We start from the raw sequence: 17,453 nt of genomic DNA, 5'->3' as shown, positions 1-17,453 counted from the left end.
CGAGTGACCGGACAGGACGGTGCGGGACCTGGGTGCAGATCTACTCGACGGACCGGCGATCGTGGAGAAACGTCACTCCAACGAGGGCGGGTCACGGGTCATTCGCCGCGCGGCGCGGGAGCGCCGGCTCAACTCGCCGCCCGGAGCGGGACACCGCTGCCGCCGAGGGCCGTCGTGAACTGCGCGAGTACCTGGTCGAGCGAACCGGCCGTGGCCTCCTCTATCTCGGTCGACCCGTCCTGCCCCTCGACTATGTGCCGGTCCAGCACGAACCACCCCGGCACGACATGCGTCGCCCCCATCGCCGAGAGCACGGGGCGCAGCGCGTAGTCGATGGCCAGGACGTGCGCGACGGAGCCGCCGGTGGCGAGCGGCAGCACGACCTTGTCGGCGAGGGCGTACTGCGGCAGCAGATCGAGGAGCGACTTCAGCAGCCCGGAGTAGGCGGCCTTGTAGACCGGCGTGCCGATGACGACACCGTCGGCGCGCGCGAACAGCTCGGTGGCGTGCTTGATGTCGGGATGCCCGAAGTCGGCGCCCAGCAGGGCCTCGGCGGAGAGGGTACGGACGTCGAGGGGGACGACCCGGTGGCCCTCGGCGATCAGCACCGCGTCGAGATGACGGAGCAGACGGGCGGTGCGTGACGTCGGGGACGGGCTTCCCGAGACGGACAGAACGGTGGCCATGACAGCTCGCTTCCGTATACGCGTGGGAGGACGGTGGTCGTGCTCCGGGAAGCGGGCAGGCCGGAGCGAGGCCCGGAGGCGCGGGGGAGAGGAGCGGTGGTGGTACGTACGGGTCTACCTACGGCGCCTACGGCGCGTATGTCTCGTACGTCTCGTACGTCGCGGTCCGCGAGTGGTCGAACCGGCGTGCCACGCGGGGGAGTCGCCCCTCAGGCGGCGCGACAACAGAAGGCACTGGAGACGCGGGCGAGGTCGATATGACGTCGCCGCGTCAGAATCCGCTGCGCCGGGACCGGCGCCGACTGGGAAGGGCCCACGTCATCGAGAGTACGCACACGGGGCCGCCGGGTCGAGACGGCCGCCCCCGACGGCCGTCGCCCCGCCCCCCCCGTCAGGCCCGCAGCCGCACCCCGTGCCACGTACGCAGCCGGTGGATCTCCCACCACGCCAGCGCCGAGACCGTCGCCGGGCCGCCGACCGCCGCGAGGAGCGCGAGGGCGGTCGGGCCCGGTGGCAGACCACCCGTCGCCAGGCTGATGGCCGCGAACTCCCACACCAGTACGCCGGTGAGCAGCGCGGGCAGCGCCGCGTGCACGGGAGCCGTGTGGAACGCGGACCGTACGACCGTCGGGGAGGCGAACGCGACGAACAGCCCCACCCACAGGGCCGGCAGGAGCAGCGCGATCGTGAGGATCGGCGCGAGGACCGTCGTCCCGTTGAGCTGGTAGCCGAGGTAGAGGCCGCCGACGAAGAGACCCGGTGTGGCCGCGAACGCCCCGCAGTACCAGAGCGCGGAGCGCAGCGACGGGCGCAGCCGCGACCGCATCCCGGCCCGCGCGGACGGCGCGGCGAGCCGGATGATGACCGTGATCACCAGGGGCGCGCTGAGGAGCAGCAGCCAGGGGGTGACCGCCATCCGGAGGGCGAACTGCCGTATCGCCTGGTCCCAGTCGTCCGGTGTGGCGTACACGGCCATCAGCACGAAGGTCGCGGCGAGCGCCACCCACGCCCGGGTCTTCTGTATGCGCACCACGTCTGGGAAGTGGACGCGCAGATGGGCGCCCGGCGGGAAGACCCGCCGGGCCCGCGAGCGTGCCGAGCGGGCCAGCGGATAGCAGACCAGCAGCCCGACGACCGTGGGTCCGAAGCAGCACAGCGCCAGCAGCCACAGACATCCGTGGATCTGGCGCGCCGCGTGCAGCACTTCCCTGAGCGTCGGCCACTCGTCCTCGCGGAACCGTCGCCACAGCGGCATGTGCGGTGGCGGATACGGCACATAGGGCGGATAGGGCGGTGGTGGTGGGCCGTACGGACCGTGTCCCCCGTGACTCAACCTCGCGCACTCCTCGGATCCCTGTGCCGCCCCCGTGTACGACCGGTGCGGACACCGGCCGTCGGACGGGCCATCGTAGGGGTCAACTCCCCTCCGCCGAAAGCGGATTAGGCCCGCGCGGGGACGTGTCACGGACGTCTCACCGGACATGTCAGGGGCGCCTAGACAGGCGCCTCGGCGGCCCCTCGTCGCCTTTCCCGGCATCCGCGCGAAAAGTTCCCGGCACCCGGGCGGACACTTCCCGACCTGGATATTCCCGGCCAAGTGGCGAAGGGCGTCGGACCGTGCCGACGGACGGTGAATATTCACAAAGCGCCGACGCATTGTCGAACGCGCGGCCGGTTCTCCTTGTCCTGTGCGGGAGAGCGGCGCGATCGGGGACATCTTCCGTTCACGCGGGTGTCACAAGCGGCGGCTTTCCGGAGGCATTTATCTGGCGTGATATCGTCGCCATCGAAAAGGTAATGTCTTGGTAAAGCGTACGGTCTTCCCAGGAGTTCAGCCGGTTCGCGACGTCGCGAACCGACACGCTCCAGCCTGCCCGTGACCCTGTGCGGAGACGTCACGGACCAGCAGGTATCTCTCCTTGACCCGACCACACCGCGCCCCGTCCCCACATCGCGGGCGCAGGAGGCAGGCCGCCATGAAATCCCTTATCGAAAACGCCCGTTCCTTTCCGGCCCGGGTGGCCGAGCGACACCAGGAGTTCCGTGTCCTCGCCGACGGACAGCGGCCGGAGGCGCTGTTCATCACCTGCTCCGACTCCCGCGTCGTACCGACACTCATCACCGGCGCGCGGCCGGGCGAACTCTTCGAACTGCGTACGGCGGGCAATATCGTGCCTCCCTACGATTCGGACCGTCCCAGCGGTGAGTCCGCCACCATCGAGTACGCCGTGGGGGTCCTCGGCGTCCGCGACATCGTCGTGTGCGGACACTCCCACTGCGGCGCCGTCGGGGCGCTGGTGAGCGGCGCGGACCTCTCGGCCGTCCCCGCCGTACGCGGCTGGCTGGACCACTCGGTCTCCGGGCTCCCCGGCGACGCGGGCGTCCCCCATGCCGTACGGCACCACGCCGTCGCCCAACTCGACGCCCTGCGCGGCTATCCCTGCGTCCGCGAGGCCGTCGCCGAGGACATACTCACGCTCAGTGCCTGGTACTACGAGGTCGACACCGGCGTCGTGAGCGTCCAACGGCCCGACCTGGACGGCGCGTTCGTGCCGCTCTGACCGGGACGCGCTCCGCGCTACGCGCCGCCGCCGACGGCCGACGCGTCGAGCCGCGACCGAGTCCGTGTCCCCTTGTCCGCCGGCTGTCCGGCGGACCGCTCCGCAAGGAACACACCCCATGGCTTCTCCCCCCTCCCTCATGTCCCGGGTCTCCCCGTCGCGGAAACCCGGTGTGCTACGACGTGACGTCCTCGCCTCCTTCGTCGTCTTCCTCGTCGCCCTGCCCCTGTGCGTCGGCGTCGCCGTCGCCTCCGGTGTGCCGGCCGAACTGGGCCTGATCACCGGCATCGTCGGCGGTCTGCTCGTCGGCCTGCTGCCCGGCAGCAGCCTCCAGGTCAGCGGGCCCGCGGCCGGTATGACCGTCCTTGTCTTCGAGGCCGTCCAGGAGTTCGGGCTCGGCGCGCTCGGCGTCATCGTCCTTGTCTCCGGGCTTCTCCAACTCCTCCTCGGCGCGCTCAAGTTCGGGCGCTGGTTCCGCGCCATCTCGGTCGCCGTCGTCCAGGGCATGCTCGCCGGCATCGGTCTCGTCCTCGTACTCGGCCAGGTCTACGCGCTGGCCGACGAGGCCCAGCCCTCCGGCGGACTCGCCAAGATCGCCGGGCTGCCCGGTCTCCTCGCCGACATTGTCACCGGGGGAGCGGCGCTGACCGCCTTCACGCTCGGCGCCGCCACCATGGCCGTCCTGATCCTGTGGCCGATGCTGCCCGCCGGGGCGCGGCTGGTGCCCGGTCCGCTCGTCGCGGTCGGGGCGGCCACGGGCGCCGCCGTCCTGCTGGATCTCGATGTCGCCCGGGTAGAGGTGCAGGGCCTGCTCGCGGCGGTCGACCCGCCCGGCCTCGGGGACTTCGGCGGCCTGGGCGTCGCCGTCGTCGGCACGATCCTCGCCTTCACCCTGATCGCCTCGGCCGAGAGCCTGTTCAGCGCGGCGGCGGTGGACCGTATGCACGACGGCCCGCGTACCGACTACGACAAGGAGCTGATGGCGCAGGGCGTCGGCAACACCGTCTGCGGCGCGCTCGGCGCGCTCCCGCTGACCGCCGTCATCGTGCGCAGCGCCGCCAACGTACAGGCGGGCGCGCGCACTTCGCTCTCCCGCGTCCTGCACGGGGTGTGGCTGCTGCTCTTCGCCGCGCTGCTCCCGTTCGTCATCGGCGTCATCCCGCTCGCCGCGCTCGCGGGTGTCCTGGTGCACGCGGGGATGAAGCTCGTGCCGGTCAAGGAGATCGTCCCGCTGTGGCGGACGCACCGGGGCGACGCCGTGATCCTCGGTGTCACCACCGTCACCATCGTCGTCGGCAATCTCTTCGAGGGCGTGGTGCTCGGACTGCTCCTGTCGGTCTGCAAGTCGGCCTGGGAGACCTCGCAGATACAGCTCGGCGTGCGCGAACTCACCGGCGGGCGGCTGGTCGTGGCCATCACCGGCAACGCCACCTTCCTGCGGCTGCCGCGCATACTCGACCAGTTGGAGGCGCTGCCGCAGAACCGCCCGATAGAGCTGGACCTGACGGGCCTGCGCCATCTCGATCACGCCTGCCAGGTGGCGCTGGAGACCTGGTCCCAGCGCCACAACGACGCCGACACGGTCCCGGTCCGGATGGTCCCCCCGCGCGCCGAGAAACCTTCCTCCACGGCGGCCGTCTGATCGACAAGACGCCCCCGGCCCCGTCGTCCCCCGGACGCGCCCCCGCCCGGGGGACGACGGTTCGATCCCCTTGTCAGCGCAGCGACTTCAGCATCTCCGCCGCGAAGGGCGTGATGCCCTCGGTCCGTCCGCCCAGCGTCTTCACGGGCCACTCGGGGTCGGCGATCAGCGCCCGGCCCACGGCGACCAGGTCGAACTCGTCGCGCTCCATCCGGTCCAGCAGCGGATCGATGGGGGTGACCCCGGAGTCCTTGCCCTGGAAGGAGTCGGAGAAGACACCGTCCAGACCGACCGAGCCGACGGTGACCGTCGGCCGGCCGCTGATCTTCTTCACCCAGCCGGCGAAGTTCAGGTCGGAGTCGTCGAACTCCGGCAGCCAGTAGCGGCGGGTGGAGGCGTGGAAGACGTCGACCCCGGCCTCGGTCAACGGCGTGAGCAGGATGTCGAGTTCGGCGGGCGAGTGCGCGAGCTTCGCGTCGTACATGCCGCCCTTCCACTGGGACATACGGAAGAAGATCGGGAACGAGTCGGACACGACGGCGCGGCAGGCCGCCACGATCTCGGCCGCGAAGCGGGTACGGGCGACGATGTCGCCTCCGTACGCGTCGGTACGGCGGTTGCTGCCCGCCCACAGGAACTGGTCGATCAAGTAGCCGTGCGCGCCGTGCAGTTCGATCCCGTCGAAGCCGAGCCGTTCGGCGGCGGCGGCCCCGTCGGCGAACGCGCCGATGACGTCGTCCAGGTCCTTCTGCGTCATGGCGCGCCCCTTGGGCTCGCCCTCCAGGGAGATGCCCGAGGGGCCGACCGGCGCCGCGTCCGTCACCGGCGGGGTGCCCTCGTCGCGGGTGACACCCACGTGCCACAGCTGCGGGATGATCGCGCCGCCCGCGCGGTGCACGGAGTCGGCCACGTGCGCCCAGCCCGCGAGGGCGTCCTCGCCGTGGAAGCGGGGGACCCGGTCGCTGGTGCCGGCGGAGTCGTGGTCGATGTAGGTGCCTTCGGTGATGATCAGCCCCACGCCGCCGGCGGCGCGTCGGGTGTAGTAGTCCGCCACGTCCTGGCCGGGGACGCCGTTCGGGGAGAACTGCCGGGTCATGGGCGCCATGGCGATCCGGTTACGGGTGGTGAGGCCGCGCACGGTGAAGGGGCGCGCGAGGGTGTCGGCCGAGCGGCGGGTGGTCACGTCTGTCATGGCCTGTCCTGCTTCCTAGGTGGGGGTTCCGACGGTGCCCAACAACCGAAGGCCGCCTCCGCTTCCCGTCGCCGGCCGATGTGGCGCAGGTCTCCGGACCGGTCGGCGACGGCCGCTGTTCAGGACAGCGTTGTCGGACGGTCGCAGGAGCGGCACACGATCCCCACGGACACGCATGTGCCGAGAGCTGGGAGACCGTAATGAGCAAGCCCGTTCCCTCCAACCCCGCCGGTCCGGACCGCCGTTCGCTGCTACAGGCCGCGCTCGCCGTCCCCGCCGTCGGAGCCACCGCCACCGTCCTGGGCACGCGGCAGGCACAGGCCGCACCCGCCGCCTCGGCCGCACCCGCCGCCACCTCGCAAGCCTCCGCCTCGGCCGCCGCCTCCGCCTCGGCGTCCGCTGCCGGGCGGGGCCGCTACGACGAGGACAGCCCGCGCTTCGCGCTGGCCGTGCTGCCGGACACGCAGTACCTCTTCGACGCCGACAGCGCCGACCCGGAGCCGCTGCGGGAGACCTTCGACTACCTCGTGTCCGAGCGCGCGGAGGCGAACATCGCCTTCATGACCCACCTCGGCGATGTCACCGAGCACGGCACGGAGCAGGAGATCACGCTCGCCGCCCACACCTTCCGGACCATCCACGGCAAGGTCCCCTACAGCGTGCTCGCGGGCAACCACGACATCGACGGGAGCAAGGACGACCAGCGCGGTGACTCCGCCTATCTGAAGGCGTTCGGCCCCGATCGGTTCACCGGTATGCCGACCTTCGGCGGCGCCTCGCCCGGCGGCTACAACAGCTACCACGTGATCAAGGCGGCCGGCCGGCAGTGGCTGGTGTTCGCCATCGACTGGCGCGCCTCGGACACGGCCCTGGCCTGGGCGCAGGGCGTCCTCGACGCCCATCCCACCCTGCCCGCCATCCTGACCACCCATGACATCGCCTGGGCCGAGGAGAACGGCGAGGCGCGGCTGTCGGAGCACGGACAGCGGCTCTGGGACCGGCTGATCAAGGGCAACGACCAGTTCTTTCTCGCGCTGGGCGGTCACTACTGGCCCTCGGGCCGTACGGTCCTCACCAACGACGCCGGACACGACGTGCACGTCCACATCACCAACTACCAGGACCGGTACTACGGCGGCGCGGGCATGATCCGTCTCTACGCCTTCGACACGGCGCGCGGCGTCGTCGACATCGAGACGTTCGCGCCGTGGTTCCTGCGCCGCGACCCCGCGAAGCGGACGCCGCTGGAGGCCGAGACCCTTGAACTGACCGGCCCGGTGGACCGGTTCAGCCTGGACATCGACTTCGCCGAGCGCTTCAAGGGCTTCGACGGACTCGTCCCGCCCAAGCCGCGCCCGGCCGGCCGGGTGATGCCGCGCGGCACCGTGGCGTACTGGCGCTTCGACCGGGACGGCCTCGCCGGCCCCGGTGGACCGGGATCCCCGGTGGGCAAGGGCGTGGTGGCCCGCGACCTCTCCGGCCACGGCAACGACCTGCGCGTACAGCTCCTGCACGACAGCGCGGCGGACGTGCTCACCCGGTCCGCCGACCACCACACCCACCAGCCGGCCCACGCGAGTCTGCGCTTCGACGGCGGCAAGGGACCCGACCGGGGCGCGGTGCTCACCACGGGCGCCAAGGCGCCGCTCAACAGCGCCACGTTCAGATCCGGTTTCACCATCGAGACGTTCATCAAGCTGCCGGATCCCTTCGAGGGCGACCACGCCTGGATGGGCATCCTCAGCTGGGAGGGCCGCAACGGCGACGCGGGCAAGACGACGGGCTGGTCGACGGACGAGCCGACGTGCAGCCTCAACGTCACACCGGAGCGGTTCCTCCAGTTCGTCCTCTATCCGCACGTCCAGGACGCCGACCCGACGTCGTGGAGCCACGCCCTGCCGGTGGGCCGCTGGACGCACATCGCGATCGTCAACGACGGGCGGCGCACGGTGATGTACGTGGACGGGTCCAGGATCGCCCGCAACCCGTCCCAGCGGGCCACCGGTATCGCCACGCTGGGCAAGCCGTTCGCCATCGGCGGCACCCAGTTCGCGGAGCAGTTCGGCCAGGGCTTCTACGGGTGGATCGGCGACACCCGGATCGTCGACCGCGCCCTGAAGCCGAAGGACTTCCTGCTGCCGGTCGGCTAGGACCCCCTAGGACCGGTCGGGCCTCTCGGGCCGTTCGGCCGCGGTGGCGTACCGGCGCGCCAAGTGGCCGAAGGCCTCCTTCAGTTCGGGCGGCCCGACGACCTCGATGTCGGCGTCGAACCGGCCGACGATGGCCGCCAGACCGGGCCAGGACCAGGCGCCGATTACGAGCCGGCAGCGGTCCGGGCCCAGCTCCTCGACCAGCCCGTCGCGGGTGAAGGGGGACACCTCACCGGCGGGCAGGTCGAGGATCACCTCGCCCCGGCAGGGCCACCCGCCCGGGCTGTCGGAGCCGCCCTGGAATCTGCTCACGACGAAAGCCGTCACGTCGGCGCCGGGCAGTTCGCGCGGGGTGAAGCGGGGGCCGGTGGGCGTACGGACGCGGGTGATCCGGTCCGCGCGGAACATCCGCCAGTCGTCGCGGTCGAGGTCCCACGCGACGAGGTACCAGCGCCCGCCCCAGGTGACGAGATGGTGCGGCTGCGTGCGGCGCGGCGGGGCTTCGGCGCCGTCGCCCGCCGCTGTCGTGTCACCGCCGCGCCGGTAGTCGAAGCGCAGCTCCTCGCTCGCGTGGACGGCCGCGCTGAGCGCCATCAGCAGCCCGCTGTCCGCCTGGGGGTTGGGCCGCGCGGTGGGCAGCTCGACGGCGGTGACCTGGAGGGTGTCGATACGGCGACGCAGCCGGGCGGGCATCACCTGCCGGACGGTGTGCAGGGCGCGCGCCGCGGCCTCCTCGATACCGGCGCCGGTGGTGGTGGCGATCTGGAGCGCCACGGCGAGGGCCACGGCCTGCTCGTCGTCGAAGAGCAGCGGCGGCAGCTCGGCGCCGGCGTCGAGCCGGTACCCGCCCTCGGGGCCCTTGACGGCGACCACGGGATAGCCCAGCTCGCGCAGCCGGTCGACATCTCGGCGTACGGTGCGCGGGCTGATGTCCAGCCGCTCGGCCAGGAGCGCGCCCGGCCAGTCCCGGCGGGCCTGGAGCAGGGAGAGCATCGACAGCAGCCGCGCTGAGGTCTTCTGCATGACCGCGATTATCACCCGAGAAGCGGCCACATCCTGTCCTCTTCCCCTGAGAAGGTTGTCCTGTGCCGGAGAACGGCCATGAGCACCCGATGAACCCGCACAGCGGAAGGGCCACCAGCGATGAACACCACCACATCCCCCTCGCTCGACGCCGAGCGCGCCGACCTGCTCGCCGCCCTCGCGACCGCGCGGGCCACCCTGACCGACACGGTGCGCGGGCTCTCCGACGACCAGTTGGGCCAGACCCCGACCGTCAGCGCGCTCTCGCTGGGCGGGCTGGTCAAGCACGTCGCGTCCACCGAGGAGGCGTGGCTGAGCTTTGTGCTCGGCGGTCCCTCGGCCATGAGCTTCGACCTGCCGGACGGTGTCACCTGGGCCGACTTCGAGACCGGGGCGGTGAGCGAGTACCCGCAGTGGGCGATCGACCGCGAGAACGACTTCCGGATGGGGCCGGGCGACACCCTGGCCAAGATCCTCGCGCGCTACGAGGAGGTCGCGAAGCGCACGGAGAAGATCGTCGCGGAGGTTCCCGACTTGGCGGCGACGCGCCCGCTGCCCGACGCGCCGTGGAACGAGCCGGGTGCGGTGCGCAGCGTACGCGCGGTGCTGATCCATCTCGTCCAGGAGACCGCGCAGCACGCCGGGCACGCGGACATCCTGCGCGAGTCGATCGACGGGCGGAAGTCGACCTGATGACGACCGTTCTCGACGGCCGGGCGCTCAACCGCGCCACGCTCGCCCGGCAGTTGCTGCTCGACCGCGCCGACCTGCCGGTCCTGGACGCCGTCGCGCGTCTCGGCGGTCTCCAGGCCCAGGAGCCCCAGGAGCCCTATCTGGGCCTCTGGACCCGGCTGCGCGCCTTCGAACCGGCCCTGCTCTCAGATCTGTTGACCGGGCGGAGCGTGGTGCGGACGCATCTCATGCGCCGCACCGTCCATCTCGTCACCGCCGAGGACGCGCTGGCCTGGCGGTCCCGCCACGAGGCCATGCTGCGCCAGCGCGTACTCGGCGTCTACCGGGGTGAGCTGGCCGGGACGGACCTCGACGAACTCGCGGCGGCCGGGAGGGCGTTGACGGCGGACGGCGAGCCCCGCACGATGACCGAGGTGGCCCAGGCGCTCGCCGGGCGATGGCCGGAGCCGGGCCGGCGCGCGCTGGGCGAGATGGTCGTCACCGCGCTGGTGCCGATGGTCCAGCTGCCGCCGCGCGGGCTGTGGCGGACGAAGGCGGGAGTGCGCAACGTCCCGCTCGCCTCCTGGCTGGGGCGCGACGTCGCACCGCTGTCGGCCGACGGTTCCGACCCGGTCGGCCAGGCGCTGCTGCGCCGCTATCTCGCCGCGTACGGCCCCGCCGCCTCGGCCGATCTGCGCGCCTGGTGCGGGCTGGCCGGACTGCCCGCCGCCGTGTCCGCGCTCCGCGACGAACTGGTCTCCTTCCGCGACGGGCGCGGCCGGGAACTGCTGGACCTGCCCGGCGCGCCGCGCCCCGATCCGGACACACCGGCGCCGGTGCGGTTCCTGCCGGCGTTCGACAACGCGATCCTCGGCTATCACGACCGGAGCCGGATCATCGACGACGAGCACCGCGGGCTGTCGGTGGCGGGTGAGCGCGTCGTGCTGGTCGACGGCCGGGTGGCCGCGACCTGGCGCGTGGAGGCGGGCACGGTGACGGTCGCCCCGCTGGGGCGGCTCTCCCCGGCGGACCGCGAGAGCGTCGCCGAGGAGGGGCGGGAGACGGCGCTGTTCCTCTCCGACGGCGAGAGCGACGGCGTACGGGTCGCCGCGTCGTGAAGGGGGGCCGGCCGTCCCCGGAGAGGGCCGCCGGTCCCTGAACGGGCCCCGTAGGGCCGTCTGACACCATCGGTTCGTGGATCAGCTGAACGCTCACGCACCCGGCGCACCCATCCGTTCCGGCATTCCGGAGCACGGCCGCGTCCCCAAGTACTACGCCGTCAAGGCCCATCTGAGCGTCCTGGTGGACGAGTTGGGCGAGGGAGGGCTGCTCCCCACCGAGCGGGACCTCGCCCTGCGCTACGAGGTGTCCCGCGAGACCGTACGCCAGGCGCTGCGCGAACTGCTGCTGGAGGGGCGGCTGCGCCGGCAGGGCCGTGGCACGGTCGTGGCCGGGCCCAAGCTGGAGCAGCCGCTGTCGCTGGCCAGTTACACCGAGGGGGTCCGGCGCCAGGGCCGCAGACCCGGCCGCAGCCTCATCGGGCTCGACCGGTTCCCGTGCCCCCAGGCGCTCGCCCCCGAGATCGGCGTGGGTCTCGGCGAGCCCGTCTGGCATCTGGAGCGGGTGCTGCTGGCGGACGACGAGCGGGTCGGTCTGGAGAGTACGTACGTCGCGGTCGAGCGGGTGCCGGAGCTGGACACGCGGTTCGACCCGGACTCCTCCCTCTACGCCTATCTCCGCGACCGGCTCGGCATCTCCTTCGGGGACGCGGACGAACGGATCGAGACGGTGCTGGCGACCCCGCGCGAGGCGCTGCTGATCGGTACGCCGCCGGCCCTGCCGATGCTGCTGATGCACCGGCTCTCGCGAGACACCGACGGGCGTCCGCTGGAGCGGGTGCGGACCCTGTTCCGGGGGGACCGGTTCTCCTTCACGACGCATCTGGTCTGACCGTCCGCGTTCCATGCGCCCGTAGATTTATCACGAGAGGATAACGGGTCTAGGCCAAGCTTGATAGGTCGTTCACCGTGCCGTTGCCGTCCGGACCCGTCCAGGTCGCCGGCCCCGCCCAGCTTTGACGTCGTGAGAGTCATCGTCGTAGGAGCCGGCGTGGTGGGAACCATGCACGCCTGGCACGCAGTTGAACGCGGCCACGAGGTCGTCCAGATCGAGCGCGAGAGCGAGGCCCGCGGGGCGTCACTCCGGAACTTCGGCCAGATATGGGTCAGCGGCCGGGCGGGCGGCGAGGAGTTGGCGACCGCCCTGCGGGCCCGCGAGCTGTGGGAGGCGATCGGCGAGCGGGTGCCCGGTGTCGGCTTCCGCGGCTGCGGCTCGCTCACCCCGCTGCGGGACGGGCTGGAGACCGCCGTCGCCGAGGCGGCCGTCGCCCGGTCCGACGCGGCGGACCGCGGCTACCGGCTGCTCACCGCCGACGAGGCCCGCGCCGTCAACCCCGCGCTGCGCGGCCGGTTCACCGGCGCCCTGTGGTGCGAGCGGGACGCGGCGGTCGAGCCGCGCACCGCCCAACTCGCCCTGAAGGAAGCCCTGCTGGCCTCCGGCCGGTACGCCTTCCTGGGCGGGCGTGAGGTCCGCGAGGTCGTCGGCACCGCCTCCGTACGCGACGACCACGGCGACGTCCACACCGGCGACGCCGTGATCCTGGCCACCGGCGCCTGGCTCGGCGGCCTCGTCCGTGAGCTGGCAGGACCCGGTCTGCCCGTGCGCCGCGTCCGCCTCCAGATGATGCAGACCGACCCGCTCGGCGAGGACCTCACCACCTCCGTCGCCGACGCCGACAGCTTCCGCTACTACCCCGCCTACCGGTCCGGGGCGCTGGACGCGCTCAACTCCGGCCGCCCGCAGGACCCGACCGCCGCCGAGCACCGGATGCAGCTGCTGATGGTCCAGCGCCGGGACGGCGGACTGACCATCGGCGACACGCACGAGTACGAGCACCCCTTCGCGTTCGACACGGTCCAGGAGCCGTACGACCACCTCACCCGGGTCGTGGAGTCCTTCCTCGGCCGCCCGCTGCCGCGCGTCCGCCGGCGCTGGGCCGGGGTCTACGCCCAGTGCGCCGACACCGGCCGCGTCGTCCACCGCCAGCAGGTGCGCGACGGCGTCTGGCTGGTCACCGGGCCCGGCGGACGCGGTATGACCTGCTCGCCCGCCATCGCCGAAGCCACCGCCGACGAACTGAACTGGTGAAGAGGGCCACCGGCTTGGCACGGACCACCCGGGACGCGATCCGGTACCGACCTGGACGGTTACGTCGACGCGTGGAAGTCGGCGACGGGCAGCCGGCCGGCGCTCTTCCCCGGGTGTCAGCGGCGGTTGAGCCGCCGGTGGATTGACGGATTGGTGTCAGGGCTCGTTGGGCAGTGAGCAGGGGAACTTCATGTCATGTCCACGACTCTCTCCCCCCAAGGAGGTCGACCATGCACATCGCCAAGTTGACCGGCGGGCTCGCCGCCACTCTGGCCGTCACGTTCTCCCTGATGAGCGGCCAGGCCACGGCCGCACCCGCGCCCGAGGCCGCGCCCGCCACGGACACCGCCGCCGCCGCGCGCGTCGTCACCTACGACGCCAGCGGCTCGGCGGAGTTCAGGTCGGCGGTCGACCGGGGCGCGGCGATCTGGAACGAGAGCGTCAACGCCGTCGAACTGGTCCCGTCCGCGGCCGGCCAGCGCGCCAACATCCGTGTCCTGGCGGACAACGGCTGGCCCCGCGCCCAGACCACCTCACTGGGCAACGGCACCGTCTGGATAGGCCGCCAGGCCGTGAACGAGGGTCACAACACGATCCGTATCTCGTCCCACGAACTGGGCCACATCCTGGGCCTGCCGGACATCAAGCCCGGCCCCTGCACCAGCCTGATGTCCGGTTCCACGGCGGGCACCTCGTGCACCAACGCCTACCCGAACGCGTCCGAGAAGTCCGCGGTCGAGGGCTACTTCGGCGGCGCGCTCAACCGCAAGGCCGGCGACGCGCCGCTCAACACGGTGATCGTGGACTGACGCACACCGGGCAGCCGCCGAGCGGATCCCCGTACGCCCCGGAGCGCCTCCCGCGCCCCGGGGCGTACGCGCGTGCGGACAGGCCTTCGGGCGGCGCCGAACCGCCGCCGGGCGCGCAGGTCAGACGTGTGATGATGGGCGGATCGCGAGGGGGCCGGGGGTGGAACCGTCGCGCGACAAAGGGGGCATGAGGGGCATGAGCGGCAAGGACGAGACGTCCATACCGGACGAGGAGTGGGAGCGGTTCCTCCGGGACGCCGAGAGCGGGGCGGGGAGCGCGCCCGCGGAGCCCTCGGCGCGGGCGCGGATGGTGGGGCGCCGGCTACGGGAGGAGACGAGGCCCCCCGAGGGGTGGCGGACGCATCAACCGGTGCGGCGCCGCCGAGGCAAGGCCTGGTACCTGGTCGGATTCGTGCTCGCCGTCGGGCTGTTGGTCGTGGCGCTGGATCCGGGGCGGGTCATCGGATGGGCCGGGGACGGGGCTGGGGACGGCGGCGGGTCGGCCGCCGGTGTGCCGGCCGCCGGCGAACCGGCGTCCCAACGGCCCACGCCCGAGGAGCCGTTCAAGGGATCGCCGGCGGTGGAGTGGGGCGACGGGACGGCCGGAATCACCGTGGCCACCCCGGAGGCGACCGGCTGGATGACCGAGAAGCAGGTCGCGGAGGCGCTGGACCGCAGCCGGGACTTCCTCGCCGCCTCCAGCCTGGACCCCGCCGTGCTGGGCGGGGAGCGGCCGACGGAGGCCATCGCGCTGATGAATCCGCACCAGCGCGACGTACGGGACTATGTGACCGCCGCGTTCAGTGAGCCCGGCGAGGAGAACGACCCGCTGCTGCTGTTCAGCCGCTTCGCCCCGAAGGTGCGGCTCGTGGGCGACGTGGTCAAGACGCGAGGAGAGATGACGTTCCGCGAGGGCAAGCGTGGCGCGGTGGAGGTGGTCAGTGATGTCACGTACGTGTACCCGGTCGTCCGCGCCACCGGCGGCAGCGACGAGGTCGCGCGCACCGTCGCGCGCCGCGAGACGGTGATGAGCTGGGACGACCCCGCGAAGGTGATCACCGAGAAGGGCACGTTCACCCTGCTCTCCTACAAGGTGGACGCCACCAACGGCGGTTGTGAGAACTACACGGGCTACTTCCTGCCCGAGTTCATCGCCGACCGTACGGACCGGGGCTCCGGGCCCGAGAGCGACCCGTACGACCGGAGCACCTCGATGGACGCGAATCTGAGCGAGGCGGGCGACGTGGAGTGCGGGATCGCCAGCCGGTCGTGAGGACCGGCGCCGGGAGTTGAACTGTTTCGCCCCGGTGGCCGTTGCGGTGTGGGCAGAGATGTTGTGGCGCGCAGCCCTGCCCGTGCGAGGCCGCGTGCCGACACCGTAACGAAGGGATGCACATGAACAGAGGTGACGAGCCGGGCGCCGCCGGTCCGGGGCCCGAGCCACCCTCTCACTTCGCCGTCGTCATCTTCGGCGACGGCTCCGCCTCCATCGACGGTGAGCCCGTGGCCGTTGTGCCGGGCGAACCACTCGATGTCGCGATCCTCGACATGCTGCACGGATACGCGCGTGCCCGCAACGCCCCCGTGACGGGAGCCATCACCGATCCGTCCGCGGACTACGTGGCGATCGTCGAGGTCGCGCCGGACGGGTCGAGCAAGCTGCTGGAACAGGTGGGGGACGGCAAGGACGGGGAACAGGCGGGAGCGGCCGGCGCCACGCCGCCGGTCGCGCCGGTCCCCCCGGTCGCGGCCGACGAGCCGTTCGAGTCCGGCCGGCCCCGTCCCGACGCCGGGGGCCCGGACGCCGACGGCGACACGCGCGCCATGCCGAAGCAGCCGGCGCTCACCACGCCCCCGCCGCCGAAGCCCGCGCTGTCCAAGCCGGCGCTGTCCACGCCCTCCCCGCCGAAGTCCGCGCTGCCGAAGCCTCCCGGCATCCGCCCGGCCGTTCTGATCGGGGACTCCGGCCGGAAGAAGTCGCAGTCCCAGTCGGACGACGAGTACGAGCAGCCCGGTCTCTTCCAGCGGCCCGCCTTCATCGGAGGCGTCGCCGCCGCCGTGGCGGCGCTCGTCATCGGCTCGCTGGTGGCGCTGGGCAGCGGGGGATCGGCGGGCGCCGAGGGGGCCAGCCAGGCGGCCGGTTCAGGCAACCAGGCGAGCGAGTCCCCGCTGGCGCTGAAGCCGCCCAGCCCGTCGGCCCCCGCCTGGAAGCCGCCGTCGGTCACCACGTCGCCTTCCACCACGGTGTCGCCCTCTCCCTCGGGGTCGCCCTCGCCGAAGGCTTCCGCCACGACGAAGAAGCCCGTGCCGCCGAAGCCGAAGACCGAGGTGAATCCGCCGCCGCCGAAGCCGAAGCCGAAGCCGAAGCCGAAGGGCGCGAAGCCCGTCTCCGGTCCCAAGATGCCGACCGGTGACCTGCTGATCAAGAACAAGAAGTTCGGCTCCTGCCTCGACGTTCCCGGTCACGGCAAGGGCCGTCAGGAGGCGCGGGTGCAGGACTGGCTGGCCTGTGACCCGTCGAAGACCGACAACCAGCGGTGGATCCTGCACCGGACCCACAAGGGCGTCGGCACCGGTGGCTCCGACCTCTATGTGATCCGGAACGCCAAGGACCGTATGTGCCTGGACATCTACGGCGAGAGCGCCGGCCGGGTGTCGGCGCCGGTGACCCAGTACGGCTGCAAGCCGACGCTCGCGGACAACCAGCTCTGGTGGTTCGACAAGCGGCCCAACGGCACGTACTGGATCCGCAACCAGAAGAGCGGCGACATGTGCCTCGACCTCTCGCGGACGGACAAGAAGTCCGCGAACGGCGGGGTCACCCTCTACCCGTGCAATGACGACGACGACCACCAGTGGCGGTTCATCAAGGCCTGAGCCGAGTGCGCCGCGAGGGCCGGGGACGGACACGGGTGGAGACCCGCGGCCGGCCCCGGCCCTCCGTCGCTCCCGCTTCTACGGCGGTAGCCACAACTACGGCGGCGGCTACAACTGCGGCGGCGGGCCGAACGGGTCGGGGGAGTCGACGGTCGGTACCTCCTTCGCCCGGTGGTTGCCGGGCTTGCAGCCGGCGAACGGCCCCGACGGATCACGCAGCGACTGCATGACCGGGCCCAGATAGTCCCGGTGCCAGTTGGCGGGCCCGCACATCCCCGAGCCGGGACCGGTCAACTCCGCCCAGGCGAGCCACAGTCCGTGCAGCAGGGCGACGGCTTCCTGGTGCTCCCACCAGCGCGAGCACCAGGGGGCGGCGGAGGTGATCTCCCTGCCGTAGACCGGCAGCAGCACATGGTGGGTCCAGAGCGTGAGCTGCCGCAGATTCTGCGCGTACTCGGGCCCCTCCAGATAGAGGATGAACAGAGGGGCGGGGGGCGCCTCCTGCTCGGCTTCAGGAGTGTCGACCGTCATCGCGTTCCCTTCGTGGCGTGCCGTGCGTGGCCGCGTGCGGCCGGGTGCGGACGGACCGAGGTCCGTCCGGGCAGCACAACGCGCCCGGGACGTACGAGGTTCA

Annotated in this window: 16 protein-coding genes; 10 read left to right on the top strand and 6 right to left on the bottom strand. The window is 72.1% G+C overall.

Features of this window, described 5'->3' with window-relative positions:
* Positions 1-128: 128 nt before the first annotated feature.
* The 3 genes from ssuE to ACFYNU_RS11090 all read right to left on the bottom strand — a co-directional run bounded on the left by ssuE (position 129) and on the right by ACFYNU_RS11090 (position 2,019).
* Entirely contained in the window at positions 129-686 is a 558-nt protein-coding gene (gene ssuE, locus ACFYNU_RS11100) for an NADPH-dependent FMN reductase (protein WP_356587812.1), read from the bottom strand.
* 209 nt (positions 687-895) lie between these two features.
* Positions 896-1,003: a putative leader peptide gene (locus ACFYNU_RS11095; RefSeq protein ID WP_356587810.1), complete on the bottom strand. Its 108-nt coding sequence runs from the start codon at positions 1,001-1,003 to the stop codon at positions 896-898.
* A gap of 74 nt (positions 1,004-1,077) precedes the next feature.
* Positions 1,078-2,019, bottom strand: a complete 942-nt coding sequence (locus tag ACFYNU_RS11090) for a hypothetical protein (RefSeq protein ID WP_356587808.1) — start codon at positions 2,017-2,019, stop codon at positions 1,078-1,080.
* Between the two features lie 643 nt (positions 2,020-2,662).
* On the opposite strand from ACFYNU_RS11090, the gene ACFYNU_RS11085 reads away from it, so the two are divergent.
* Both ACFYNU_RS11085 and ACFYNU_RS11080 read left to right on the top strand, forming a co-directional pair.
* On the top strand, positions 2,663-3,247 hold the full coding sequence (locus tag ACFYNU_RS11085) for a carbonic anhydrase (protein WP_356587806.1): 585 nt from the start codon (positions 2,663-2,665) through the stop codon (positions 3,245-3,247).
* 118 nt (positions 3,248-3,365) lie between these two features.
* Entirely contained in the window at positions 3,366-4,889 is a 1,524-nt protein-coding gene (locus ACFYNU_RS11080; RefSeq protein ID WP_388765859.1) for a SulP family inorganic anion transporter, read from the top strand.
* A gap of 73 nt (positions 4,890-4,962) precedes the next feature.
* Here ACFYNU_RS11080 and ACFYNU_RS11075 read toward each other — a convergent pair whose 3' ends face one another.
* On the bottom strand, positions 4,963-6,081 hold the full coding sequence (locus tag ACFYNU_RS11075; protein ID WP_356587804.1) for an NADH:flavin oxidoreductase: 1,119 nt from the start codon (positions 6,079-6,081) through the stop codon (positions 4,963-4,965).
* A gap of 200 nt (positions 6,082-6,281) precedes the next feature.
* Here ACFYNU_RS11075 and ACFYNU_RS11070 point away from each other — a divergent pair, with 200 nt between their 5' ends.
* A complete protein-coding gene (locus ACFYNU_RS11070; protein ID WP_356587802.1) occupies positions 6,282-8,231 on the top strand; it encodes a LamG-like jellyroll fold domain-containing protein in 1,950 nt (649 codons plus the stop codon).
* Between the two features lie 6 nt (positions 8,232-8,237).
* On the opposite strand, the gene ACFYNU_RS11065 is transcribed toward ACFYNU_RS11070, so the two are convergent.
* Positions 8,238-9,254 (bottom strand): YafY family protein, encoded by a 1,017-nt coding sequence (locus ACFYNU_RS11065; protein WP_356587800.1) that lies wholly within the window; start codon positions 9,252-9,254, stop codon positions 8,238-8,240.
* 120 nt (positions 9,255-9,374) lie between these two features.
* On the opposite strand from ACFYNU_RS11065, the gene ACFYNU_RS11060 reads away from it, so the two are divergent.
* The 7 genes from ACFYNU_RS11060 to ACFYNU_RS11030 all read left to right on the top strand — a co-directional run bounded on the left by ACFYNU_RS11060 (position 9,375) and on the right by ACFYNU_RS11030 (position 16,819).
* Positions 9,375-9,947, top strand: coding sequence for a DinB family protein (locus tag ACFYNU_RS11060; protein WP_356587798.1), 573 nt, complete (start codon positions 9,375-9,377; stop codon positions 9,945-9,947).
* Entirely contained in the window at positions 9,947-11,044 is a 1,098-nt protein-coding gene (locus tag ACFYNU_RS11055; protein WP_356587796.1) for a winged helix DNA-binding domain-containing protein, read from the top strand. Before ACFYNU_RS11060 ends, ACFYNU_RS11055 begins: the two co-directional genes overlap by 1 nt.
* Before the next feature lie 76 nt (positions 11,045-11,120).
* Positions 11,121-11,876, top strand: coding sequence for a GntR family transcriptional regulator (locus tag ACFYNU_RS11050; protein ID WP_356587794.1), 756 nt, complete (start codon positions 11,121-11,123; stop codon positions 11,874-11,876).
* 132 nt (positions 11,877-12,008) lie between these two features.
* Positions 12,009-13,133 (top strand): TIGR03364 family FAD-dependent oxidoreductase, encoded by a 1,125-nt coding sequence (locus tag ACFYNU_RS11045; protein WP_356587792.1) that lies wholly within the window; start codon positions 12,009-12,011, stop codon positions 13,131-13,133.
* Between the two features lie 230 nt (positions 13,134-13,363).
* The gene (locus ACFYNU_RS11040; protein ID WP_356587790.1) at positions 13,364-13,942 is read left to right on the top strand and encodes a snapalysin family zinc-dependent metalloprotease; all 579 of its coding nucleotides are present in this window, start codon (positions 13,364-13,366) and stop codon (positions 13,940-13,942) included.
* Between the two features lie 196 nt (positions 13,943-14,138).
* Positions 14,139-15,215 carry a hypothetical protein gene (locus ACFYNU_RS11035; RefSeq protein WP_356587788.1) on the top strand — a complete coding sequence of 359 codons (1,077 nt, stop codon included), beginning with the start codon at positions 14,139-14,141 and terminating at the stop codon, positions 15,213-15,215.
* A 122-nt stretch (positions 15,216-15,337) separates the two neighbouring features.
* Positions 15,338-16,819, top strand: a complete 1,482-nt coding sequence (locus ACFYNU_RS11030) for an RICIN domain-containing protein (RefSeq protein ID WP_356587786.1) — start codon at positions 15,338-15,340, stop codon at positions 16,817-16,819.
* Positions 16,820-16,927: 108 nt separating this feature from the next.
* On the opposite strand, the gene ACFYNU_RS11025 is transcribed toward ACFYNU_RS11030, so the two are convergent.
* Complete coding sequence (locus ACFYNU_RS11025) at positions 16,928-17,350, bottom strand: DUF4913 domain-containing protein (RefSeq protein WP_356587784.1); 423 nt, start codon at positions 17,348-17,350, stop codon at positions 16,928-16,930.
* Positions 17,351-17,453 lie beyond the last annotated feature (103 nt).

The sequence above is a fragment of the Streptomyces sp. NPDC006643 genome (assembly GCF_042870175.1).
Taxonomy (GTDB): domain Bacteria; phylum Actinomycetota; class Actinomycetes; order Streptomycetales; family Streptomycetaceae; genus Streptomyces.
This window is presented reverse-complemented; position numbering and strand designations above follow the sequence as displayed.